At 47.7% G+C, this 24,355-nt stretch carries 16 protein-coding genes; 3 read left to right on the top strand and 13 right to left on the bottom strand.

Features of this window, described 5'->3' with window-relative positions:
• Nucleotides 1-106 precede the first annotated feature (106 nt).
• The 4 genes from RID09_RS23175 to recN all read right to left on the bottom strand — a co-directional run bounded on the left by RID09_RS23175 (nucleotide 107) and on the right by recN (nucleotide 9,412).
• Nucleotides 107-1,690: a tetratricopeptide repeat protein gene (locus tag RID09_RS23175; RefSeq protein WP_446338276.1), complete on the bottom strand. Its 1,584-nt coding sequence runs from the start codon at nucleotides 1,688-1,690 to the stop codon at nucleotides 107-109.
• Nucleotides 1,691-2,008: 318 nt separating this feature from the next.
• Complete coding sequence (locus RID09_RS23180) at nucleotides 2,009-4,459, bottom strand: CHASE2 domain-containing protein (protein WP_446338277.1); 2,451 nt, start codon at nucleotides 4,457-4,459, stop codon at nucleotides 2,009-2,011.
• A gap of 226 nt (nucleotides 4,460-4,685) precedes the next feature.
• Entirely contained in the window at nucleotides 4,686-7,313 is a 2,628-nt protein-coding gene (locus RID09_RS23185; protein ID WP_446338278.1) for a GAF domain-containing protein, read from the bottom strand.
• A 329-nt stretch (nucleotides 7,314-7,642) separates the two neighbouring features.
• Nucleotides 7,643-9,412, bottom strand: a complete 1,770-nt coding sequence (recN, locus tag RID09_RS23190) for a DNA repair protein RecN (RefSeq protein WP_446338279.1) — start codon at nucleotides 9,410-9,412, stop codon at nucleotides 7,643-7,645.
• Between the two features lie 320 nt (nucleotides 9,413-9,732).
• On the opposite strand from recN, the gene RID09_RS23195 reads away from it, so the two are divergent.
• Complete coding sequence (locus RID09_RS23195) at nucleotides 9,733-11,796, top strand: ABC1 kinase family protein (protein ID WP_446338280.1); 2,064 nt, start codon at nucleotides 9,733-9,735, stop codon at nucleotides 11,794-11,796.
• Between the two features lie 112 nt (nucleotides 11,797-11,908).
• Here RID09_RS23195 and RID09_RS23200 read toward each other — a convergent pair whose 3' ends face one another.
• Together RID09_RS23200 and RID09_RS23205 are read right to left on the bottom strand one after the other, a co-directional pair.
• The gene (locus RID09_RS23200) at nucleotides 11,909-12,208 is read right to left on the bottom strand and encodes an RNA recognition motif domain-containing protein (RefSeq protein WP_446338281.1); all 300 of its coding nucleotides are present in this window, start codon (nucleotides 12,206-12,208) and stop codon (nucleotides 11,909-11,911) included.
• A gap of 84 nt (nucleotides 12,209-12,292) precedes the next feature.
• Nucleotides 12,293-12,469: a hypothetical protein gene (locus tag RID09_RS23205; protein ID WP_446338282.1), complete on the bottom strand. Its 177-nt coding sequence runs from the start codon at nucleotides 12,467-12,469 to the stop codon at nucleotides 12,293-12,295.
• Between the two features lie 8 nt (nucleotides 12,470-12,477).
• Here RID09_RS23205 and gcvT point away from each other — a divergent pair, with 8 nt between their 5' ends.
• The gene (gene gcvT, locus RID09_RS23210; RefSeq protein ID WP_446338283.1) at nucleotides 12,478-13,599 is read left to right on the top strand and encodes a glycine cleavage system aminomethyltransferase GcvT; all 1,122 of its coding nucleotides are present in this window, start codon (nucleotides 12,478-12,480) and stop codon (nucleotides 13,597-13,599) included.
• Between the two features lie 419 nt (nucleotides 13,600-14,018).
• On the opposite strand, the gene RID09_RS23215 is transcribed toward gcvT, so the two are convergent.
• On the bottom strand, nucleotides 14,019-14,819 hold the full coding sequence (locus tag RID09_RS23215) for a DUF5829 family protein (protein ID WP_446338284.1): 801 nt from the start codon (nucleotides 14,817-14,819) through the stop codon (nucleotides 14,019-14,021).
• A gap of 152 nt (nucleotides 14,820-14,971) precedes the next feature.
• A complete protein-coding gene (locus tag RID09_RS23220; RefSeq protein ID WP_446338285.1) occupies nucleotides 14,972-18,034 on the bottom strand; it encodes a PatA/PatG family cyanobactin maturation protease in 3,063 nt (1,020 codons plus the stop codon).
• Between the two features lie 157 nt (nucleotides 18,035-18,191).
• Between RID09_RS23220 and RID09_RS23225 the strand changes: the two genes are divergently transcribed.
• Complete coding sequence (locus tag RID09_RS23225) at nucleotides 18,192-18,848, top strand: hypothetical protein (protein ID WP_446338286.1); 657 nt, start codon at nucleotides 18,192-18,194, stop codon at nucleotides 18,846-18,848.
• Nucleotides 18,849-18,863: 15 nt separating this feature from the next.
• On the opposite strand, the gene RID09_RS23230 is transcribed toward RID09_RS23225, so the two are convergent.
• From RID09_RS23230 to RID09_RS23250, 5 genes are all read right to left on the bottom strand, one after another.
• The gene (locus RID09_RS23230; RefSeq protein WP_446338287.1) at nucleotides 18,864-19,811 is read right to left on the bottom strand and encodes a LynF/TruF/PatF family peptide O-prenyltransferase; all 948 of its coding nucleotides are present in this window, start codon (nucleotides 19,809-19,811) and stop codon (nucleotides 18,864-18,866) included.
• Between the two features lie 64 nt (nucleotides 19,812-19,875).
• A complete protein-coding gene (locus RID09_RS23235) occupies nucleotides 19,876-20,796 on the bottom strand; it encodes a LynF/TruF/PatF family peptide O-prenyltransferase (RefSeq protein WP_446338288.1) in 921 nt (306 codons plus the stop codon).
• Nucleotides 20,797-20,959: 163 nt separating this feature from the next.
• Nucleotides 20,960-21,241 (bottom strand): microcyclamide/patellamide family RiPP, encoded by a 282-nt coding sequence (locus RID09_RS23240; protein WP_446338289.1) that lies wholly within the window; start codon nucleotides 21,239-21,241, stop codon nucleotides 20,960-20,962.
• Between the two features lie 128 nt (nucleotides 21,242-21,369).
• On the bottom strand, nucleotides 21,370-21,852 hold the full coding sequence (locus RID09_RS23245; protein ID WP_446338290.1) for a hypothetical protein: 483 nt from the start codon (nucleotides 21,850-21,852) through the stop codon (nucleotides 21,370-21,372).
• Between the two features lie 44 nt (nucleotides 21,853-21,896).
• Nucleotides 21,897-24,230 carry a TOMM precursor leader peptide-binding protein gene (locus RID09_RS23250; RefSeq protein ID WP_446338291.1) on the bottom strand — a complete coding sequence of 778 codons (2,334 nt, stop codon included), beginning with the start codon at nucleotides 24,228-24,230 and terminating at the stop codon, nucleotides 21,897-21,899.
• Between the last annotated feature and the right edge of the window lie 125 nt (nucleotides 24,231-24,355).

Below are 24,355 nucleotides of genomic sequence, written 5' to 3' on the forward strand. Positions count from 1 at the left end.
TAAGGCTTTTTCAAGGTTTTTTTTAGATTTAACTATAACGCCTTGCAAACTAAGAAGTTGAGTAAGCTGTTTCTTCATTTTTCGACTGTGTTTATTCAGGTATTAACTAACATTTTAGCATAATAAGTCCTGAAGAACCGGTTTTGTTACATTTTAAGCGAAAGCAGTCGGTAAAGTTTTGTTGCCAAAAATATTCATAACCAAATGATTCCATTGCTGCAACGCCCCGATTGACCCAGACTTGGTAGCAATCAGGTTGGAGAGAGATTGCCTGGTCAAAACTTGCTAGCGCTTCTTCATTTCGTCCTAACTCACCAAGCGCAATGCCCCGGTTATACCAGGCTTGGTAGAGGTGAGGTTGGAGAGAAATTGCCTGGTCATAACTTGCCAGTGCTTCTTCATATCGTCCTAACTCATCCAGTATATTGCCTCGTTCGCCCCAGGCTTGGTAGTTGTCAGGTTGGAGAGAGATTAATTGGTCATAACTTGTCAGTGCTTCTTCATTTCGTCCTAACTTACCAAGCACAACGCCCCGTTTGCTCCAGGCTTGGCAGTCATCAGGTTGGAGAGAGATGACCTGGTCATAACTTGCCAGTGCTTCTTCATTTCGTCCTAACTCACCAAGCACAACGCCCCGTTTGCTCCAGGCTTGGCAGTCATCAGGTTGGAGAGATATTACCCGGTCATAACTTGCCAGTGCTTCTTCATTTCGTCCTAACTCACCAAGCGCAATGCCCCGGTTAAACCAGGCTTGGTAGTCATCAGGTTGGAGATAGATTGCCTGGTCATAACTTGTCAGTTCTTCTTCGTATCGTCCTAACTTACTAAGCACAACACCCCGGTTAAACCAGCCTGAAGAGTAATCAGGTTGGAGATAGATTGCCTGGTCATAACTTGTCAGTGCTTCTTCATTTCTTCCTAACTTACCAAGCACAACGCCCCGGTTAAACCAGGCTTGGTAGTCATCAGGTTGGAGAGAGATGACCTGGTCAAAATTTGCCAGTGCTTCTTCATTTCTTCCTAACTCACTAAGCATAGCAGCCCGGTTGTTCCAGGTTTGGGAGTCATCAGGTTGGAGAGAGATTGCCTGGTCATAACTTGCCAATGCTTCTTCATATCTTCCTAACTCATACAAGGTGACGCCCTGGTTAAACCAAAACTCTGCATCTGAAACTGTGGAAGAATTACTGACAGGAACCGACTTTTGGTTATATCCAGAACCATTTAAACCAGCCAATAGCTGATTCAACTTCTCAACCTCACTCAAACTCGCCCCTTGCTCATTCCCCCCAGATATAGCCGATTCAGTTATCAACGAATTATCCGGTTCCGGCACAACCAACAATCCCTCTGCCAATTCCCGCGCCACCCGTGCCAATTCCCCATTTGCCACCTCTGCCAACCGCCTCAACCGCCGCGCCAACTCCTGATGCACCTCTGGCTGTGCCAACCAGCGCTGACCAAAATCCTGCAACCACGCCGCCAGCCGTTGCTGATTCACATTCCGATTAATCAAGAACGCCTGCAACTGTCCCCAAGTTTTCCCCTGCGCCACTTCTACCAATAACGCTACAACCACATTCTCGTAATCCAAATCACTGGGTTGAATCGGTGGAGGTGGAGGCGGCGGCGGTTGACGCACAAACCAGCGTTTCGGCCAACGCCAGAGTTTAGCGAGTAACTTGAACATGGGATTGAGGGCTGACTTTTCACGGTAGCTGACGCCTCTGTAGGGGCGCAAGGCTTGCGCCCGGTTTAACCCTGAGCGAAGTCGAAGGGTTAAACGTCAAATCTATTCCACAATTTTAGCTGTGTCAGTCCAGTATATTGTGGTCAAGATTAATTTTAAGATAATCCAGTGTTCAGTATCGTGGCAAAGGTGCGTTAGCGTAGCGTAACGCACCCTACAATTCTACAATTCTAATCCACCAATTAAGGTGTGCTACGCCGCCATCGTGGGCTCTTGCGAAGTCGAAACCCACCAGCATACCAGTTAGTGACATTCGCTCTAAGATTGAGGTGACAAGGTGCGTAAATCCTCTAACACCTTTGTCACCGACTGATATCTATCCATGAAGTAGTAGCGCACCATCTTTTCTAATATCTCAGCTAGTTCATCACTCACATTTGCCAAATGACGCCAGCTAATTTCCCCTGTCTCTGAATCCAGGACTAACTGGTGAGGAGGAATACCTGTCAGCGCTTGAATCCCAATCACCCCTACAGCATAAATATCGCTACTCAGAGTCGGGTGTCCAGCGTATTGTTCTGACGGTGCATAGCCACGAGTACCAACCGCCACCGTATTGTGTTCTTGTGTATCGTGTTCCTGATCAAGCTTTTGTTGAGGTTGAATCTGTTTGACTGCCCCAAAATCAATTAACACCAATTGATCATCGGCTTGGCGACGAATAATGTTACTGGGTTTGATATCCCGATGAATAACATGATGCTCATGGATAAACACCATAATTTCTAAGAGTCCTTTGAGTAACTCGACGACTTTCCCTTCTGGCATACGCTTATCCACAGGTAGCTCGTCGCTGAGTGATTCTCCTTTAATGTATTCTTCGACAAGGTAGAATTCCCGACTTTCTTCAAAATATGCCAGCAATTGGGGAATGTGAGGATGTCTGCCCAACTTTTCTAAGATTTCTGCTTCTGTGTGGAAGAGGCGTCTGGCAATGGCAAGAAATCGTTCATCACGACGGGCTGGTTTTAAATGCTTAACCACACATTTGGGTTTACCAGGTCTTTGGGTATCTTCAGCTAAATAGGTCAGACCAAATCCTCCAGAACCGAGAACTCGATTAATCTTATAGCGTCCGGCTAAGAGGTTGGGATTGTCTGAGGGTTTAACCGTTGGCGCGGGTTGGCTCGGAACTGCATCAGGCGTCCAAATTGCCGTTGAATCCCCTTCCTGGTGCGATGGGGCAATAGCCGTTTCTTCACTGAGGGTTACCTCTTGCTGTTGTGCAATCAGAGTCTTATCCTCATCTTCCTGAATAGTTATAGGAGCGCTGGTTCTACTATCCTGTAACATACCCTGAAGGGCGATGAGGTTATTTTCCTGTTCTTGGAGTAGACGGGCAAAATGGGCGCGTTCTTGCTGATTTTGGTAGGCGTTGTAAGCCAAGACAGCCGTAGATGCCATCACCAATCCCAAGGCTGGTGTCATCACGGGTATCCAACCTGCCTCCAGAAAAACGATAAAGGATACGCCGCCCAAAAGACCCACCGCTAGCGTTTCAGCCAGGAGCAGTTGCCAGATATTGCGGGTGACTCGTACCAGAATAGCGCCTGTGAACGACCAACCCCAAATCCAGCTCACTTCGACCCAATTGGGCCAAAACCAAAAAAGCTGGCGTCCATTTAGAACAGTACTGAGCAGTTGACTAATGATTTGACCATGTATGACAACTCCCGGCATTGTCTCGATAATTAGCCCTTGTGAACTATAAGGAGTAGAAAATCTATCTTTTTCACTGGGGGCGGCGATTCCAATTAAGACAATGCGGTCTCGAACCAAGCTGGGATCAAGGCGACCTTCGAGAACCTCAGTCAAGGTCACGGTATCGGCTAGCTCGTCCGGAGAGCGATAATTCAATAAAATTTGATAGCCACCAGTATCAGCCTGTTGGTAACCTCCTGATGTTGGCTTTAGAGGCTTGAAAACCACATCACCCCATTTCAGGTACTCTTGCTCGTCTGGCGTAATAGTTGGTTCGATTCCTTTTTGTTCCAGATAGTGCTTGGCTAGCTGAAAGCTAAAGGAAAGTTGGGTTGTACAACCGGCGGGAATATCGACAGAGTGAAATAACAGCGCTCGGCGCACGACACCACCTTTATCAATGGCTAAATCGGCAAAGCCAACCCGTGAATCGGGAACGCCTGGGGGTGGGAGAGTGCCTCGATTCTCACTTTCACTAATTTGACAGATGGGGATGATATTATCACTCGTTTGCAGGAGCTGGGATAACTCAGCATGACCGGGGGGTATGGCAATATCCCGATAAATATCCAGACCAATCACCGCTGGCTCATACTGCTGTAGGGTTTGCAGTAGCTGCGTCATCACCGCATCGCTCATGGGCCACTGCTTTAGGGATTGAATATCTTTCTCAGTCACCTCGACCACCAACAGACGTCGGTCTGGCGGCAATGAGGGTCGCAACTGCATCAACCCATCATAGGCACTTATCTCTGCCTGTTCCAACTGATCGAGTAGAATCTTCAGTGCTTCAATTCTGAGCTGAACTCCGAGTACCTCAACATTTATCTGAGATCCTAGCTGAATCCCCACAAACAAACCTGTAATGGCTAAACTGGTCAGCCATTCTGGATATTTCAACGCAAAACTACCAATGCGCTTAAAGCGCGACCACAAGGCAGAGAGCTTTGACCCTTCGCTTCGCTTAAGGGCATGGTTTTGAGCTAACTCCCCACTAGTCTCTTTCACGTATCTGATTACTCACAACTAACACCTTAACGCTAGCAAGAATTTCCCTGAACTGTAACTGACATCAACACAGAATTGACGCAGACGCTGGTATCCATTATGACTCAAGCTTGGTTGAGCAATAATTCTCTGAAGAACGATAAATCAATAGGATGGGCAATGCCCATCCTATCCAAACGTTCAACCTTGTTTTTAGTCCTCATCCTTGAGGTGCTAGCTGTTTGACTTACTTCTCGGTCATCGTGTAAGCCCCATCCCAGTCAGGAGGAGGTGGGTCTTGGAGAAAATGTTGACACCGATTCAGGTGTAACGCAGCGGCTTTGTCATTGTTGTCAAATTCTTCCAGAATAATGCCAAATTCACCCATTGCCCGGGTAAACTTCCGACTGAGATAATACTCCCGTCCTTTGTGGTAATGTTCGATAATTTCCTCTTTTTCGGCGGAAATGGGATCAGAACGCAGTCCCACCAATTCGTAAATTCTCACAGGCTTATTCTTGCCTTTGACACGAATGCAATCGAGTTCCCGATACCAAATCTTATCCTGGCAGGGAGCAAAGGTATATTCGCTAATGATAATGTCACAGCCGTATTGCTTGGTGGCACCTTCGAGTCGAGAGCCTAAGTTCACACCATCGCCAATGGCGGTGAACTCCATCCGCTTACTCGAACCAATATTGCCACTAATCACGCTGTCAGAGTTAATCCCAATCCCAATGCGGATTTCTTCTTTTTTCTGTGCTAAACGACGGGCATTAAAATCTACCAATCGGTGACGCATTTCCACTGCCGTTTGTACCGCTCTCCAGGCATGATCGGGTAAAGGAAAGGGCGAACCAAACACCGCCATAATCGCATCACCGATATATTTGTCGAGGGTGCCTTTATGCTTAAAAATAGCCTCGACCATGGATTCAAAATAGTCATTAAGCATACCCACCACTTCTTCGGCTTGGAGTTTTTCGGTCAAAGAGGTGTAGCTGCGAATATCGGAAAACAGCACCGAAACTTCTTTGCGATCGCCTCCCATTTTGGCATCGCCCAGTTTCAGTAGTTCTTCTGCCAACTCCTGAGTCATGTACCGATACATTGTACTCTTGAGCCGCTTTTCATCACTGATGTCGTCCATGACAACCAGTGCCCCATACACATTGGTCAAATCACTCGTATCGGCAATGGAGTTAATAGAAAGATGCACGCTATGTTCTTCATTGCTCGGCGTCAGCAATATCTGATCAGGGTAGTACTGATTGCGGTCTTTCTCATTTTTCGCGTCTAAGGCATTCTGTAGCAATTTGGCAAAGCTGGCAAAACTGCCCTCTTTTTCTTTAATTTTGACCAACTCTGATACCGATTGCCCTTCGATACTATATCCCTTACTAAACCCCAACAGTTTCTTGGCACTTTCATTCGCCGCGATCACTTTACCAGCTTTGTCTGTCGAAATTACACCATTGGTCAGACTGCGAAGGATATCCCGCTGCATTTGCTCCTGCTGTTTCACCGTGGCAAACAGTTTGGCGTTTTGCAGCGCCACACCCGCTTGGATATTAAATGCTTCCATAAAGGCGATATCGCTTTGATCGAAACTCGCCTTCCAGCATTCGGGTGCGTCTTGTTCTTCCTTATTGGGATCGGGATTGTAAGTGGGAAAATCTCCCTTCTTTTTCTTGTTCACCAATTGGGTGACGCCAATTAACTCGCCATCGGCGTTATAGACTGGCATACACAGTAAGCTGCAGGTGCGATACCCGGTATTGCGATCGGTTTCCCTAGCTTTCTCTGAATCGGGATGATTGTACAGGTCAAAGGGGATATTCAGAATTTCACCGGTTAGTCCGACTCGACCCGCAAAACCCGCTCCGATGGGAACCCGGAGTTCTTTCATCGAACCCCCAGCCTGAGGAATCTTCGTCCATAAATCATTGCGTTCGTGATCAATCAACCACAAGGTCGAGCGATCCGCATTCATCAGCTCCTTGGCTTCCTCCATCACCCGTTTGAGCGTTTCTTCCAAGTCTAAACTGCTCTTACTCAGGGATTCAGTCGCCTTCATCAGAGCATTCGCCGCTCGCTGTTGCTGAGTTGCCAAGTAAAATGATTTAGACGACTCCAGAATCAGGCGAATAGAGGGGGCAAATTCTTCAAAAAGTTTCTGATCGGTTTCGCTAAAACCTTGTTTATCGATTTTTTCTTCTAAGGGTAAAGAATCCTCTGGATCATGAGAGGGCTTAAGTTTATTCAACAGCTGAACCACAGCCACCAAGTCTCCCTTGTCATTGAGTAAGGGGAGCGTCAGCATCGTATAAGTTCGGTAGCCGGTTGTTTTATAGAGCTTTTTCGACCCTTCAGAACGCGGATCATCGAAGAAATCGTAGCGATTATTGACCACATTTTTAAATGTTGCCACTTCCCCAGCGATTCCCTGATCAGCAGGAATCCGCAGTTCTATGGTTTTGCCATTCTCACCCTCGGCGACAATCGAAAATAATTCATTCTTGTTTTCATCCAGTAAAAATATCGTTGTCCGGTCTGCACCCAAAAGCTCTGCGGTCTTCAGGGTGATAGCATTGAGCATCTCCTGGAGAATTGTCTCAAACCCTTGGCTGTCGAGGAGCATGGACAGGGTTTGATGAACCACTTCGAGCTTCTTTTCCACCCCCGTAACAACTTCTTTAAAACTGTCTTGGGTTAGGGGAGCAAGAAACGCCGTAAACGTTCCATTGGTGGTCGCTAGGGCACCATCAGACGCGGGTTGATGTTCATGCACGACTTGGTCTTCGGTATAGATCGGCTGTACTTCAATGGTGTTTCCATTGTTAGCCGCAGACCCGGTGGGCGATGTAGCTGTCATATCTCTTGTTAGGGTCAGAGAACGTTCCTGGCATACGAATAAGAGTACTCTATCAGTTAAAGTTTTACCACTCAGGTTAGTTTAATCAGTGAGCTACGATTTAGACTACTCTGCTGTTGAGCTTAACGTTTGATTCGTTCTCTCAGCAAGTCGGGGACTCGGAAGCGGGGGAGCAGAGGGAGCGGGGGGAGCAGAGGGAGAGCATTTAAAACTGGCTTGGGGCGGGTTTAGTCCCATCCCTGGTGAGAGGAAAAAACGATAATCGTCAAACTCGCCCCGACAAACCCGTTTCTACTCGCGAAACGCAGGATCAACACTCAACCATCAAACTAATTCTGACGCCAATGACGGGCTTGAGTCAGGAGCGAATCGGCAAAAGTCATGGCTTCCTGACCGGATTGCCCACCAGCTAGCTGGGCGATTTCTTCCTGGCGGTGAGAATGATGATCCAGGAGACTGACGCGAATGACTGTACGCAGGTCAATTTCAGGCATTTCCTCATCGGCTAGAGTATTCGTCTGACTGTTTTTGATTAAGGGGGTTTGATCGATCACCTGTTTATCGACGCGGAAATGTCGATCTGCCATGGCGGCGATGATGGGTTGGTGCGTTACACACAACACTTGATTGTGCTGACTCAGGTGATGAAGTCGTTCTGCGATCGCACTCGCTACTCGCCCTGATACCCCGGCGTCAATTTCATCAAAAATTAAGCTGACTCCTTGATCCCCACTGCTGGAAAAACAGGCTTTCAACGCCAGTAAAAAACGGCTCATTTCCCCACCCGATGCCGTTGCTGCCAACGGTTGCAGGGGTTCGCCCGGATTTGGAGATAAATAGAAGGTGACTTGATCCGCACCTGTCGCTGTCGGCGCGATGGGCGTGATCGCCACCTGAAATTGTACCTTGGACATGGCTAGAGGCTTCAGTTGCTCCACTAGACGATGTTCCAGTTCCTCCGCCGCGACTCGACGCAACTGGGTGAGCTGAGTACAAGCTTCTGTTAAGGTTTCCTGACATTGGCGGTAAGTTTTTTCCAACTCATCCAAGGATTGACCGTTACCCCTGAGTTCAGCTAATTCTGAGTTAAGTTTTTCGTAGTGTGCGATCGCATCGGTTAGAGTCGGTCCATATTTACGGCAAATTTGTTTAAGGGCGCGGATACGTTCTTCGACTTCTTCTAGGCGTTCGGGATCAGTTTCGAGTCCATCCCCATAAGCATTAATTTGGTGACTTGCTTGCACCACCTGCGCCAAGGCGCCACTGACTAACTCCAGGATCGGTTGTAACTGGGTGTCATATTGCACCATATCACTCAACGTGGTTTCAGCTTCCCCTAGTAAATCGGCACAGGCAAATGCACCGCTATCATTTTGGTAAAGTGACTGATAGATCTGATAACTGTGTTGTTGGAGTTCCACGACATGAGTTAACCGCTGAGATTCTTGTTCGAGTTCGGTCAGTTCTTCGGAATCAGTAAGATTAGCGGCGCTCAGTTCCTGAATTTGATAATCTAGCCAGTCAAGGCGTTGTAAGCGCTGCTGTTCTGACTGACGCCGTTTTTGCAGTGCTTGGAAGGTTTCCTGAGACGCTAGATAAGCAGTAGCGACAAGATCAAGTTGTTTGTTGAGGGGAAAACCACCGTAAAGATCCAGGAGTCGCCGCTGGCGGGTTGAGGCGAAAAGCTGCACCGTTTGACCTTGGGCGGTAATTTCCACCAAGCGATCGCGCAATTGTTCCATTAAGCGACGGTTTACTAAAATACCATTAATTCGCGATCGCGATCGCAGCGAGTTCTGTTTTGCCGTAATCTCTCGACTACAGACCAAATCCGCTTCATCGAACAAATCAATTTCCTGTTCACTCAACCAAGCCATCAACGTCGCATCGATGCGAAACGTCGCCTCAACCAGCGCCCGTTTTTCCCCCGTGCGAATCAGACGATGGGTGACTTTTCCTCCCAACGCCACATCAATGGCATCCAGAATAATTGATTTACCAGCACCCGTTTCGCCCGTCAAGACATTCAGACCCGCCGCAAATTCCAGTTCCAAGTGGTCAACTAAGGCAAAGTTTTGAATCCGTAATGATAGCAACATAGTATTTAAAGTAATAAGTCATAAGTAATAATTCATAAATCAACCGTCCGGAAAAAAATTCACCGGGAAGGAAGAGGCGACAACAGCTAATCCAGAGAGATACTGGGATGTAGTAGATATACCCAACTGGTGCGAGCGTACCCCGTCTCGTCACCAATATGGTGACCCTTTCACAAAATACTACCTTGCTTGTCGAGCCAGCCAACCTTGTTGCTTAAGCCTACGCCCTAATCAGGATAAACTGAGTGGCGTGGTATCTCAATCAATTTTTGTTACAATTCTTTACATAGTCGCTCCTGCTGGTAAAATCCTGAATTAATATGAATCTTAAAACAATTCCCCCATCCACTCCCCACCGAGATTCAATCACCGAACTCAATCCCTCAGTTGTTCCCTTACCCCCTGAGCCAATTGTGGTTGAGTATGAACAGACGCCTTCTTCTTCATCAGCGCTACCACAGGAGTACTGCGAAAACAAAACAGAAGCGCTGCGCTATGATCCAGTGGCGATTGAAGCCCAATATGGACGAGCGCCGCTACAAGTCCTAGGACGGCTACTCAGGATTACTTTACCGACAGCCGCCTTTGCCATCAATCTATGGTGGGATCGCAAGTGGGGGCGCCGACCGATCAAAGAACGGCGACGAGCGATTCAGTTGCGGGAACTCTTAACCCAACTCGGACCGGCATATATTAAGGTAGGGCAGGCACTTTCGACGCGACCTGACTTAGTGCCACCCATTTACCTGGAAGAGTTGGCGTTGCTACAAGATCAACTCCCTCCCTTTGCCAATGAAGTCGCTTTTCAATTCATTGAGGAAGAATTAGGCGCTCGCCCTGAAGAAATTTATGCCGAACTTACCCCATCACCAGTAGCCGCCGCCTCCCTAGGACAAGTTTACAAAGGGAAACTCAAAACTGGAGAAACCGTCGCCGTAAAAGTGCAGCGACCTGGCTTAGCACGGCGCATTGCCCTAGACGTTTATATTTTACGCCGCTTAGCTCAGTGGGTACAAAAGAATATCAAGCGGGTGCGGAGTGACTTGGTTGCGATTATGGATGAGTTTGGTACCCGCATCTTTGAAGAAATGGATTATACCCAAGAAGGGTGTAATGCAGAACGCTTTGCCAATCTTTACGGACACCTTCAGGATATTTATGTACCCAAAATTTACTGGGAATATACAGGACGGCGTGTCTTGACAATGGAGTGGATCAGTGGTACTAAACTGACTAATCTGGAAGCGATTAAAGCTCAAGGAATTGATGCCAAGTATTTGATTGAAGTTGGCGTGCAATGTTCGCTACGCCAGTTGTTGGAACATGGATTTTTCCATGCTGATCCCCATCCTGGAAATTTATTAGCTACACCAGAAGGTAAACTGGCTTATCTAGATTTTGGGATGATGAGCGAAGTCAAACCCTATCAACGCTATGGGTTGATTGAGGCGGTTGTTCATTTAGTTAACCGGGACTTCGCGGGTTTGGCTCATGACTATGTAAATTTAGAGTTTCTCACGCCGGATACAGATTTAACCCCGATTATTCCAGCGCTGGCTAATGTATTTAGCAATGCTTTAGGCGCTAGTGTTGCCGAACTCAATTTCAAGAGCATCACAGATCAACTCTCGGAAGTGATGTATGAATATCCATTTCGAGTTCCAGCCTACTACGCTCTGATTATTCGTTCCTTGGTCACTTTAGAAGGGATTGCGATTAATGTTGATCCGAACTTCAAGGTTCTCAGTAAAGCCTATCCTTATGTGGCGAAGCGTTTGTTAACCGACTCTTCCCCCCAATTACGCGCTTCTCTAAAAGACTTACTTGTCAAAGAGGGCAATTTCCGCTGGAATCGCCTGGAAAATTTATTGCGGAATGCCGCCAATTCCCAAGACTACGATTTGAATAAGGTTTTGAATCAAACCTTAGAATTTTTATTCTCAGAACGTGGTGCTTTAATTCGGGAACAGTTGATCGAGGAAATTATCAAAGCTGTGGATATGTTTGGGCGTCGAACTTTTGATAATGTTACGGAGTCTCTGCGCCAACGAGTGGGATTACAGCAGACAACGACATCTACTAGCAAAGTTGTAGAACTGCCGCAAAGTGCAGAACATATCAAACGAATTTGGCAAATTCTGCAAGATACGCCCGGTTTCGATCCCTTCCAACTTGCCCCCTTGGTTCCCCAACTCTTGATGAAGCAGGAAACTCAGCAAATGGGACAAAAAATTGCTGGCGGTTTAGCTCAACGGGTGATGGCACGGTTAATTCGGGAAGTTTTACTTCAGGAGACTCAAGCTCAAGGTGCAAAGCCCTCTAATGGTTCTAGCGTCAAGCCTGTGCCTAAGCTCGTCCTGCCACCAGCAGCGGCGATTCACTGAGTTCATTAAGCTTTGAGCCGGGAAATTAATTTCCCGGCTCTTGTCTAATAACTAATCCTTACCCGACGCACTAGTTGTGCCGCAAGAATTGAGCCCATTGAGTGAATGAGAATTAGTAACGACGCGAAAAGTTACCGTTTTTGCGGTTACCGCCTGAACCCCCCTTGTTTTCGCGAGGTCTGGCTTTATTCACCTTCAGATTGCGCCCCATCCATTCAGCCCCATCGAGTGCCTCAATAGCGGCTGTTTCTTCGTCGTCTGTCTCCATCTCTACAAAACCAAAACCCCGGGGACGTCCGGTTTCCCGATCAGTGGGTAACTGCACCCGCTTGACAGCACCATAATCTGCAAAGACAGCATTCAGGTCTTCTGCAGTAACGTCGTAGGATAGATTGCCTACGTAAATTGACATGATTGTCTCCAAACTCAAAGTTGTATAAAGATGTGGGTATCGGAGACAAGTCTGTCAAGTCGAAAGGAAAAAAGCCCATCTGTACTAAGCACAAACACTGAAACCGAACACATTCTCAATGATTAAGCTAGCACAGCCTTGAAGGTTTGGGTACGGAACGTCTAAATTACACTCTATCAGTGCCGTGGCGCGATCGCAATTTTCCAGATCAGGGGTTGACGCCTGCCAACTGGGTAGAATATGAAAGACCCTGTAACTCAAGACTATCTGTGGCTCAGTCAAAACCAACTGTTGCAAGAACTCCCCTATTTGACCTCGCGGTTGAACAAAATGCCCGCTTCACTGGCTTCTCGGGTTGGGAAATGCCCGTCCAATACAGCAGTATCGGACAAGAACACGAAGCAGTACGCACCAATGCGGGTATGTTTGATATCTCCCACATGGGAAAATTTGCCTTTACCGGAAAGCCGCTCTGGCAAGAGTTACAGCGATTAGTCCCCTCAGATTTGAGTCGATTGCAACCCGCTCAAGCTCAATATACGGTGTTATTAAATCCTCAAGGGGGCATCATTGATGATGTGATTGTTTACCACCAAGGGGAGGATGAAACGGGCGAACCCCAGGGGATGATGATTGTTAATGCGGCAACCTGTCAGAAGGATAAAGATTGGTTGTTAGCGCAACTGGAAAACACCGGGGTCAAGTTACTAGATCTTTCTGGGGAAAACGTCTTAATTGCTTTGCAAGGACCCCAAGCTGAGACTTATCTACAATCCTTTGTCCAGGAAGACTTAACCGCGCTGAAATCCTTCGGACATCTCAATGCAACAATTCTAGGTCAACCCGGATTTATCGCCAGGACAGGGTACACTGGCGAAGATGGGTTTGAGGTGATGGTCAAACCAGAGGTTGGAGTTGAACTGTGGCGTCGTCTGTTCCAAGCGGGAGTGACTTCCTGTGGCTTGGGGGCGAGAGATACGTTGCGATTGGAAGCAGGGTTGGCACTTTATGGGCAAGATATTGATGATACGACGACTCCCCTAGAAGCAGGTTTAAATTGGCTGGTGCATCTGGATAGTAAAGGGGATTTTATCGGACGTTCTGTATTAGAAGCCCAAAAAGCTAAGGGCGTGGAACGTCGGTTAGTGGGGATTGAAATGCAGGGGCGACATATCGCTCGTCACGGTTACTCGGTGCTATCCGATGGCAAAGTCGTGGGAGAGGTGACGAGTGGTACTTATTCACCAACCCTAGGGAGAGCGATCGCGCTTGCTTATTGTCCCACATCCTTAGCTAAGATAGGTCAACCGTTAGAGGTGGAAATTCGCGGTAAGACTTATCCCGCTGTTGTTGTGAAAAAACCCTTTTATCGCACCAAAAAACGTTTTTAAACCGAGTAGTATTGTCTTGATCCGCATACAGGGTTTGCTGTGGGTTGATGCAACCTGTAGGGGCGGGTTTTACTACTATCTTTTCGTTTCACCAAGATGTGACTAAACCCGCCCCGACTAGAGCGTCGGTCTACTAATCAATGGATAATTAATAATTGATAATTGACAATTGATTAATTGGGTCTAAGACCTCTTCGTTTACGAAGAAATTAAAAAAGATTTTCCTTGATTTCAATCCTCTTCTTTTAAGGAGAGGTCATTATCCATTGTTCATTATCCATTGTCAATTTGTGAATTTGAGGAGCGCTAGGAAAATCCTGGGGCAAGGGGGGATGGAGAGAGGTTTTCTAGATCCCGTGAAAAGTAAGCTACACATTTGCCTGCCAAGGAAAGTCTTTATTTTTAACGAATTGCTTCAGTTAGCCAAATTGCCAAATTGCCAATTCTCTACCTACTTTTAACTTGGCATTGTCACCAAATGTGAAGGTTTTTTCCGGATGCGGTTGAGCTTTCATCGTGCAAACAACCTGGCGAATTCGATACCTTGGAGCAACGTTCTGGGATACTTGTACAGTAAAACCATCAGAACGATAGATCGTCTTATCTCCTACGCCAGATGAGTGATAGCCAAAGGCTCGCAGCAGTAATCCGAGTTCCTCATGTTCCGATACAGTCAATTCAAGATGAACGTCTGATATGTCCTCAAATAAAGACGTTTCGGAAGTATCCAAGGTTTTCAGATACGCCGCACGATCAAAGCAACCTGTAGGGGTAAGTTTGATGTTTTTATAGTCTAAATAATCCTGATGAAATTCCATTAACCACGAAGCAAAGGCTTCTCTCTCTGATGGGTTGAGCGTCAAGTAATGAAACCAGGGGACTTTTCCATATTCGGTGTGACGAACTTGCAAATCAGAAAACGTTTCTTTGGCGCCTAATGATCTTAGCGTTTCCGCTACACTATCAATTTGTCCGGCTTGTTGAGTATTGAACCCAATACCCGAAAACCCTTCCTTCAACCCTTCAGCACCTCCTGGAGGAAAAAGTTCAAGATAGGCATAGTTTCCCCTGAGATAAATTCCCGACCAACTTTCTGTATCTGTTTCTACGGTATCTCTAGATATTGTGCAGAATGATTGGTTAATGAACTCGGATTGGGCGATTGATTCTAGGGTTTCTGTGTCGAGCGTAACATATAAATGGTTAAATTCTATTACCATGTTCGTAGTAGGGGATGCGAGCCCCAATACAAGTTTTCTTTTCATATAGGGCTTCCTCAGCTTCCCCAGCTCCCCCTGCTTTTGGCGCTTAAGTTGACACCTATGACAAATGACAAATGACAAATGACAAATGACAAATGACGATCCCCTCATCAACTGACAGATTTGCCAGGGATTGACCAGCGCTTGATCCGACCAATGGTGACGGGCATATTCAGCGCCACATCTAGGGTAAACCGGAACACCCGACGCGATCGCCGACCGTTTTCGGGGTCAAAGAAGATCAGTAATACATCCCAGCAATCGCTGTTAATCCGGCAGTAGGGGCTTTTCTTCACCTCAATGGTGTCCAGTTGACGCTCAGAGGCGATCGCTTCGGCAAAGACGGAGGCGGATTGGAAGATGTTGGTGGCGGCGAAATTCAGGGCGCGATCGCGTGAGGTTTGTCCCAGGTTACGCAAGTCGTGGTAGACGCGATTCAGGAAGGCGCTTAAGGCTTCCCGGATTAGGGGTTCTTGTTCGGGGTCAAATCGGTTACTAATCGCGGCTAGGGCAGCGTTTACTAGGGCGTTAACCGTCCAACCATACATCCCACGCACGTTATTTACGGTTACAACAGGGACAACTTCCCCGGAAAAGAGTTCCACGGTGCGGGTGGTGCGGTGAGCCGGGACACTGATCCGCTCCACAAAGTCATCGCTGGTTTCTGGCTCTAATTGCCCTGCCAACATTTGCAGAAACATTTCATAAATGTCGTCGGCAAAGGGTCCTTTGGGTTCTAAGACATAGATGGTGTTTTGATCCAGGTTGAGTGTCCAAATTAGGGAGCGCCGTTCGTCGGGGTAGCGATCCAGGTGTGCCAGCATTTGGCGCGGATCGTAGGGGTCTGGCGGTACCATGATGCCGTCAATTTCGGCAGGTGCCATCAGTTGCTTGAATGTGTCGCGGCGGGCATCATCGCCAAAGTCGTAGCCCAGGGTGCCGAGGGCGTAAACGTTACCGGAAAAGGCGGTGCTGGCTTCAACGGTGGCGGGGTTGGCTAGTGCAGCATCGGAGTCAGCCGCCGCGATAACCGAGGCTTCTGTGGGTGTAGCGGGTTGTACGGCGGGGCTGGCGGCAGTAATGCTGGCGGGGGTAGGCATGGAATAGCCAGGGCGTTCGGTGCGGGTTACTTGGTCGCCAGCAAAGGAAATCGTGACCGAGGGTTGCCCAAATAGCACCTTCATCGCACCAGGGATATTCACAAAGCCGCGTAAACAGCGTTCTGGTTCTTCGACAACATCGGGGTTGCAGGGAATGGCGGTGTTGAGGAGTGCCATGCGGACGGCTTCCGCATCAACGGGTTTGCCTTCTTGCAGTTGTAGGCTCATTAGCAGGGCGGAGATTCCAGTCATCACCGGAGCTGACATACTGGTTCCGGTTAAGCGCACAGGTTTTTCGGTGCAGGGTTGCGCCCCCAGAATATCTTCCCCCGGAGCCAGGATGCCTTCTTCTGTGTTGTTGCCGCCCCAGTTACTGAAGTGGCAGGGCGTACCATCGACTTTTGCAGCTCCCACGGCTAGGGTTCCTGGTAGTACGGCAGGCATACACCAACATTCGCCTAAGTTGTTGCCTGTTGGCGAGACAATCAAGACATTGTTATCCTGGCACTTTTTAACGGCTTGCACGAGCAGTTCTTCCCCTTCTCCGGTTTGGGTAGGGCGACAAAAACCGCAGTGAATGATATTGGCTCCTAACTCTAAGGCAAAATCCAAAGCCCGTGCCATATTCAGCGGCGATAGCAGGTCGCTATAGCCACTCAATTCAGTACCATTGTCTGGCTTGAGTATCGCATCATGGGGCATATTAATCACCCGGCAGCGAGGCGCTATACCGAATACGGGGCTGCCCTCTTGCCCGACAATAATGCTGGTGACATGACAAGCATGATCATTCAGTTCTACGCGGTTTCGAGTTTCTGGAATCGCCGCGTCCAGAGCTTCTTGTTTAGCTTTCCCTTTCAGCCCTTGGTCGCGGATGTCTTGGAAGGTGGCGTAATCTTCTTGGGGAATGGCTTCGGCGGGTTCATGCCAATACGGGAATGCTTTGGATACTTCCGCCCCTTGCAAACAAGCCAGATCGTAGTCGGGTTCGCCATCGATAATGACAACAATAATACGCGGATCGCCAAGGGTTTGGTTGTGGAGTTCAGCGAGTCCGGGGATGCGATCGTCGAGATCGTGGGGGTGGAGGGCTACCACCATTTTCTTGGCAGAACTCTCAACCTCAGCATCCTGGGTTGGTTGAGTTGAGGCTGCAAGTGCAATCGGCTCAGTTTCAGCATCAAGTTCTGCTTGACCCTCTAAACTATCTGTATCTGTAACTTCTATCGGCTGTTCTTCTAAAGCATCTACCTCAGTCGTTTCAGGGAAAGTCTCTGTAGGTTGGGTTGAGGAACGAAACCCAACATCAACCGCATCGGCTTCTTCCCCTACCATTTCTGTCTCAACCCATTGAGTTGCACTCAAAGCTTCCTCTACTTCATTCAACTCAGCCGCTATTTCCTCTGTTTCCCCAGATGCATCGGCAACAGCCGTTTCCATTGATTCATTTAAGTCAGAGGCTACCCATGAGGACGGCTCATGCTCAATGGTGAGAAACCCAGCCGCTCGCAGCAGGTCAAGAAATTGATAGGCGGTTTCTGGACCTAAGTTGGGTGGTGGTGTGAGTTTGGCTAAAGGTTTGGGTTCCGCGAGTTGAGCTAGAAGGGCGTTCCCTCGCCAGTCGAGCAGTTTCACTTGGAATTCTGAATCAGGCGACTCCAGCACCATCACGCCTGCCTGGGGACGCTGGGAAGCCGAAGGGACAAGACCCACACTGGTATGCACCCAGTCGGATTCACTGGGATTAAGCCTTGCTGTTTCCACCCTCGGAATTGCCACGGCTAACGGTAATACGGCGTAATTGAGACAGCCCTGTTCACCTAGTTGTTGTAGCGTCAGGGCGAACTGTTCCCCAGCTGCCCAACCCTCAAGTTCGGCTAATGCTTGCACCAGTGATTCGGTGGTGGTGTTGCCTGTCTTGAGACGCTCAAGAGCCATACTGATTCCGGGCGTTGTGGCAAGGGTGAGCCAAGCCGTCGGATCTGATTCTGCCGATTGCAGGGTGTAGTGATCTCCAGTGCTTGTGATTTGGATATTGGGGTTGAGGGCAACAGCGAAGGAGTGATTACTCATGGTCATGGATAATGGGAAAAGATGATTGGGCAAGTGAGTCAATTTTTGACACAGTAAATCACCCTAAATCCCCCTTCTTAAGGGGAACTTTGAGCAATAAAAAGGGCTAACATAGAGACGATATGACATATATTTTATAACTTAAAGGATAAATATTATGGCTGCCGCGATCGGGGAAATTATCAGAAACGGCATCTTATTTGATGTAAAAAATTGGCAGATTTTAATGTCAAAGCCTTATGATTTTTTTCAGACGGTTGAAGTATTGTTTGACACATTGATTGAACGAGAGATTCCTTATGTATTGGTTGGGGGAGTTGCTCTACTCAGCTATGTAGAGGGTCGAAATACTCAAGATATTAACCTAATCCTGGCTCGTGGCGATCTTGATGCTTTACCTGAGATTGGTATCCAGAATGAAAAGAAAGATTTCATTCGTGGCACTTTTGAGGGATTACAAGTTGACATATTATTAACCCAAAACAAACTCTTCCGAAAAATATCGCAAGAGTTTGTAGCAGAGCAGAGCTTTGGGAACCGAACAGTTCGCTGTGTCACAGTCATAGGACTCCTAATTTTAAAGTGTTATGCATTGCCATCTCTCTATCGTCAAGGTCAATTTAGTCGCGCCAGCATTTATGAAAATGATATCCTTTTATTGTTGTTAAACTACTCGGTTGATTTAGATGCAGTTCTTACTATTTTATCAGACCATTTATTAAAAAGCGATCTCAATGAAGTCGAGAGGATTTTAGCAGATACTCAAAAGCGAATTCAACGATTTTCAAATCAGCAGCAAGCACTGGAAGAATAATGAAGATTGGGAAAGTCAGTCAAAAACAAGGGTGGCATTGCCTGAATCATATCGATTGTAGGAGAAATAAAAATGTTCTAATCTACTAGATTCCAAGTTTTTTTCAGTAGCTCCTACAATAGCGTAGGCGATACAATCTTGACTTTCGCAGAAGCTGTAGATTCTATTTCCTAAATTATTGAACCTAAAAGAGTTAGGAATTTCTTTTATATTCGTAAACGAAAAATGTAAAATCGGTTCTGCCTTTGCTCTAGAAAAGCTAGCCGCAACAATATTTGAAACGCTAAATAAATCATTAACTTTTTTGCCAAAATGTTTGCGGATATAGAGTGTTAAATCCTGTCCCCAATGCCCTTGTTCTCCATGCTTTCCCCCTGGAGCACCTGGATATAATTCAATCTCACTACGACCATCAAAAAAAAGATTAAAGGCAATTATAAAAGTATCTTTAAGTAGAACCTGCGTTAATTCAAGCGAGTAGCAGCTACCATCAATAGCCATCGCTGTTTTCACCAATTCTCCGGGATCTGTTTTTGGATCAAGATGGAAGCATATCTTGACAAAAGAGTCTTTAAGGTGGGGATACCGATGAAGTCCCAGGCTGGCATCTAAAATTTGGCTAGAACCCCTATGGATACCCACAAATTGCTCCAGCAGATTGCAATTGAACTTAATGCCAACTCTGCTTTCAACTTTTCCCAAAAAAAATTGAAGCTGTCTGTCAATAGATAGCCGCCAATCTGTTCCTATATCAGAGACATCAAAACAACCTGCAAATAATTGATTTCCGACAACCTGGCAAGTGGATTCAACTCCACAAATTCCTTCCATCTGAAGTAAAACTTCTTCATAGATAGGCAGAGGAAAAACAGGTTCTACCTCAAAGGCGTCCAAATGAGTCCGCAAAAACTGTAGACGGCGCTCTCGCAAGCTACTTTGTCGAAATAATTGATTGAGAACCATTTTAGCGTTTAAGAAATCCGGTGTATTTTTGAGTGTATTTAATCCTATTAAGCAAAACTCCGAGCTATACCGCTTTGCGATAATAAAAACGGAAATTTTCCAATCTGCTTTTCTCTAAATCTTGTTCCGTCACTCCAATACTAATAGAATCTTCGATTTTATCATTCAGACAAAAATTTATAATTTTATCTCCTAAAGTATTAAATAAAAAGTGGGATTGTATATGTTTCGTATTTTCAAATTCAAAATATAAAACAGGGTTTATATTTGCTTGAGAAAACCCCATCATAAATATTGTTACTTCTTCTAACAAAGAAACAGCTTTATTGGATAATTTTTGACAAGCATAATGTTTTAGGTGAACTCCTCTTTTTCCTAAAACAGGTAGTAGATTCCTGCCCGAGCAGCAAGTATACATTTCTACAGCACTGCGACCATCTAAGAAAAAATCAAACCCAATCAAAAAAGTATCTTTGAGAAGAACTTGCGTCAGCTCTGGTGAATAATAACCGCCATCAAGACTAATTGCCGTCATCACAAGTTCGTCAACATCTTGATGGGGGTCAAGTCGAAGGTGAACTTTAAGACTGGAATCTTTAACATTCGGACGTAAATCAATCCCCATCAAACTGGCTTCGATTTTGCCAGAGTTTAGATGAAGCGTTAAGAACTTTTCTAATAAATTACGGTCAATTGTAACTTCTACCCGACTTTCAACACCATCTAAAAATTCTAGAGCCGAGCTAATCAGTTGCCGCCAATGCTTTTTTGTATAAGCATTAATTCGACCGGCAAACAAGGTATTTCCTTCTACTTTGCAAGAGGGTTCCAAAAAAGGACAGCTATCCAGATCAAAAACGGCTTGCTCAAACAGAGGAAGGGGAAAAGCCGGTTCTACATCGAAAGACTCAAAATGATGGCGTAGGTGTTGAATGCGCCGATCTTTTTTCTTGTTATCTTGCCAAGTAGTAGTCAGAATCATCATTCAATTTATATCAGGATGCTAATTAAAAAACAACTTCGTGGAGATGAGAGTGATATGAAACGTTAACTCAGACAATATCTCCGGGTATAGTTTATATCTTTTGACTCTCATCTCCATCCCACAGCTCTAGTATTATGTGGGCATACTCTCGATAACCGCTAGATTAGTCGTCGTAGGAGCAAACGGTGGGAATTGTAGACGCTTCTACACCGTCGTAGGAGCAAACGGTGGGAATTGTAGCCGCTTCAGCACCGTCATAGGAGCAAACGGTGGGAATTGTAGCCGCTTCAGCACCGTCATAGGAGCAGACGGTGGGAATTGTAGCCGCTTCTACACCACCACCAAGAGCTTCTTCAGACAGTTCAGCTAAACGGCTGGGGAGTTTACCTGTGGTGGTACGGAACACGGGCTTGCCTTGTTGGGGCAGAATGTTTTTCTTATCCATTGGACTAATCCTCATGTTGTTGTTTACTTTATTAACCCGTTAGGGTGGGTTAGTCCCCTTCCACCTTGCGGCGAAGCTTGTTAGTTGGCAACTGGTTTGAAGGGAATTATCAGTTGCCAATCAAATTCTTAATTATCTGGTGGGTGCCAATTTTCCGCCACCCAAATTCGACGTGATGCGGCAAGATTGGAGGCGCTAAAGCGTCCACTACGAACGCTCAGATCGTGGATGGGCTGCCCTCGCCACCGTAAGATGGCACAGGCATGAGCTTTTTTGAGCATGAATCGATCCGCTACCTGGGAGAGTTCCTGCAATTCCTGTTGCTCGGCTTCTGAGAGTAAGCCCTCCTGATTGCGTTCTAGCAGGGTGATATGGCGTTCCTGTTGCTCCACAGGAATCTGGCTTTGGGCAATTTGCCGCAGAGCTTCAACGCTCAGAGTTGGCAGAGTTAACAGTTCAGCCCGAGCTTCAACCGGAGCCGTTTCAATCGCCGGGGGTAAATTGGCGGTGATGCTTTGAATCACTAGATCTGACAACGGTTGGTTCATCAGTTCTGCCAGTAGAGATAGGCGTTCAAAGGCAGATTCAGGCAGGTCGATGGTGAGTTCCATGATGATGTTGCTCGGTATCAAAACTTACAGTGTACATACAAGTCTTAAAATGGCATCGGTGTCGGGTTCATCTGGTCTTCAGTGAGTGGTTCATCCCGCCACCCCAGCTTCACTGGCACATCATAGAGCCGCCCTGCCCCAAACCGTGACCAAAAATGGCGCATCTCTGGCACAATCACCTTAACCACATTTAAACCAATGTCTGGTCGGGTTTGATCCAGCACCAAGGTTTCTAGCCCCGCTTGCTGGGCAATCTCCACACAGGCGAGTACCTCGGCGTAAATATCATCACTCCAACGCTTGGGGTAATCCTGGGCTGTTTTGAGGGGTTGCTTGGCATCAGGAACCAGATAGGGATGATCCGCTAACTTCGCATTCAGTAACCAATTCGACGCCTCGCCCTTCAGGTTCTCATCTGGCACCTTGTCCAGTTCCCAGCCAATTTGGTTCACCTCCGTCAGGGCGCGAAGGATAGCAATTCTGGGGTCGAGGTGCGCTCCAAAGCCGAGAATCAGCCGTTCCGAGCTTCCGGTTTTCCGATTTGACACCCCCACAAAGGCTGGAATTCCCAAGTCTGCTGTCAAATCCAGCACCCACAGATCGCGGTCATTCTCCCGGTAGAACTGCTGCAACTCTAGGAAATACGGCTCATCAAAGCTGCTCAAATCCACCCCTGGACGTTTCAGGCGGTTGTACCACCACAGCGCCACACTGTCGCGCTCCACCAGTTCCAGAAACCCTTGCAGGATTGCCTCTTCCAGGGTGTTCCCCGCCGCATTACCGTTGGAGTCACCTCGGCAGAAGCGGTGGTTTGGGGGCAAGGGATAGTGGTAGTAGCACATCGCCGTGGGTACATATTTATGAGTCTGCTGCGTGAGGGACCACATCGGCGTCCAATCTATCGCCTGACTCGGATCAAACCGCTGGGGAATCCAATCATGAGCCACCGTTGCCTGCTCATTCAGGGTGTCCCGGTTGGCATATTGCGCCTCACTAAAGCACAAACACCGCTCCGGATGAAATGCCAAGTCTCCCAGTTCCGCCAAGGTAGCCCGTTTCCGGGGTTCATCCCCCTGTAAGATCCCCGAATACCGTTCCACTGCTTCACACAACCCACTCGCCCGGGATTGGCTATCAGTTTTCCCCTTGCCGGAACTCTTGTGTTTCAAGGTATTCCGCAGTCCCCGCAAGGTAGTGGCACTGCCAAAGCCATGCCCCGCCTTGTAGGTATGCACCAAGGGATTCGCTGGGTCAGAAATCCGCACCAGTTCCGTTACCACCCCCGTCACCGGACTAATTAGATGCTGGTATCTCTGCACCGTCTGTTCAGGGGTAGTGGCGCGATGACCGCCATCTGTGGTGAACTGCTTGGGACGCGGCTCTAGTTTTAGCGGCTCAAACCCCCGCCGTTGCAAGAGTCCCGAATCACCACAGGTGGGACATTGAGGACGCTTAATCAGGATATGGCGTTTCAACTCCAGAATCGTCTGGTTGAACGTGATAATCGTCCCCTCTAGGGTGGGGAAGCGTGCCGTTCCCGATGTCGTGGTAGTGATATAGTGCTTAACCACCCACTTAGCAATCTCCGTCACCGCCAACTGTAACCCGGTTTGCCGAGTTGAGGGCAGCATCGCCCGTGCTGTGGGAAAGCAACCCAGCATCCCCTGCCCATTCTCACCATTACGCTGCTGCTGTTCCTGTTTTTGCCGCAACACCGACGATTCCACTTCCCGATTGCCCCGGAGGGGATGGGCAAGACAGTGCCAACACCCCGTCTTCCCCGGCACAAACACAGGACCCAGCCACAGGACACTACCCACCGGCTTCACGAGCAGCCAGGGTTGCTGACGCTCTAAAGCCTGCTGGTTAATCGTCGCCAGTTCCGGTTGCAAATAGTCATCGGTTAAGACAACATTCAGTGCCGTTGGCGAACCCGCGTCTGTGGCAGTTGCCACGGAAATGCCCACGTCCCCCAGGGCAGCTTTCAGCGCAGCCACCGTCACCTCACTAATAGCCTGACCCACCGTTGTCAGCGTCACCGACTGCCGTAGCCCCTGTGCCGCCACAGGTGGGGCAATCCCTAACTCACTCCAGAATGCCGCCACCTCCGGAGATAACTCTGGCGCAGCCTCGGTGAGATACCCCTTCTCTGCCAAGCGATTTAGCACATAGTCGATGTAGTCTGGGGGGACTTCCCCATCCAGCTTTTCCACAATCTGCTCGATGGTGTATTGCCCATTTAAGAAGGGCAGAATCTGGCAGTAGAGTTGTCCGGTGAGGGCGTGGTTGCCCTGCTCTCCCAGGAGATACACCTGCTTCGGCTCGATGATCTCCACATGGAAGTGGGGCTTAATTTGGGGCAGTGTCGTGGATTCCATAGCGCGAACAGTCAGTAATGAAGTGTGAGTGCAAGAAGGCAGAAGGTGGAAAAGGTAAGGAAGGTGGGGCTGACTTTTCACCGTATGTGGCACAAGGTGAGTGTGAATTGTGTAGGGGCGGGTTT

Source organism: Coleofasciculus sp. G1-WW12-02 (assembly GCF_040219735.1).
GTDB lineage: Bacteria > Cyanobacteriota > Cyanobacteriia > Cyanobacteriales > Coleofasciculaceae > Coleofasciculus.